The organism is Nguyenibacter vanlangensis, from assembly GCF_013376155.1.
Taxonomy (GTDB): domain Bacteria; phylum Pseudomonadota; class Alphaproteobacteria; order Acetobacterales; family Acetobacteraceae; genus Gluconacetobacter; species Gluconacetobacter vanlangensis.
Genome location: NZ_JABXXP010000859.1, coordinates 1 through 1,083, shown reverse-complemented (window position 1 = coordinate 1,083; position 1,083 = coordinate 1). Strand labels below are relative to the sequence as shown.

Annotated in this window: 1 protein-coding gene; it reads right to left on the bottom strand. The window is 70.8% G+C overall.

The window, feature by feature from the left end; genetic code table 11:
* A partial coding sequence (locus HUK84_RS19695) for an ABC transporter permease (RefSeq protein WP_246285790.1) occupies positions 1-884 on the bottom strand: 884 nt, incomplete at its 3' end.
* Positions 885-1,083: the final 199 nt, after the last annotated feature.

Below are 1,083 nucleotides of genomic sequence, written 5' to 3'. Positions count from 1 at the left end.
ACCGCGCTGCCGCCCAGTACCTCGAGCAGCGGATCGACCCGCGCGCGGCCGCGCGCGATGCGCATCAACGCATGCTGCAGCAGGTCGAGCGCGTGGCTGACCCGGCGTTCCTCGCTGCCCTCCAGGCGGTAGACGCGCACCGTGCGGGCCTGCGCGAAGCTTTCGGTCAGCAGGGCCGAGGTTTCGCCCATGCGTTCCTGCATGCCGCCCGAGGCGCGGCGGACCCGCTTGCCCAGCCGCTGGATCGGCACGGCGGCGATCGGATACAGCACCGCCGCGATCAGGCTGAGTTCCCAGTCCATGTAGAACATCGACACCACCAGGCCGGCGACGGTGACCACGTCGCCCAGCGAATTGGTGGCGCGGATCATCGCCTCGCGGATCGCCACCGCGTCGGTGGTGAAGCGGGCGGCCAGCTGGGCCGGGGCCTCGCGCTCGATCCGCGCGATGTCGGTATGGACCAGGTGGGCGAACATCGTGCCCTGGAGGCCGCGGATGACGATCAGCACCAGGTTCTGCACCGCCACCGTCTGGGCGTATTGCGACAGGGCCTTGGCCGCCGTGATCATCACCACCAGGGCCGGCACCTGGTAGAGGATGCGCGGGTCATGGGCGGCGAACATGTCCAGCGCGCGCTGGATGACCAGCGGATAGAGGCCGGTCAGCGACGCCATCAGTACCGTCAGCACGAGCACCGAGACGATGCGGCCGCGATGTTTGCGGACTTCCTCGCGCCACAGGCGGCGCAGCAGGGCGGTGGTGCCGTCCGGGGTGGTGGGGGCGGCCGGGAGGGAAGTGCTGGGAGGGGTGGCGGCATCGGGCGCGGCCGCGGATGGCGGCACGCCGGGAGACGCAGGAGAGGACCGTGGCGGGACGACGTTCATGAGGCCCTTTAACAAGCAGTCCGCGGCGAGAAAAGTAATGGAACGTAATCGGGGGCCCGAATGCGCCGGACCGGGATGCTGCGGTTTCGCCGGTCAGGAGGGCGGTGGAGGCGCTGCCAGCAGCCGCGTCAGGCAGGCCAGGCAGTCGCGTCGCCCGGCATGGCAGCCCCCTGCCATCCACCAGGCGCGGAGCCGGGCC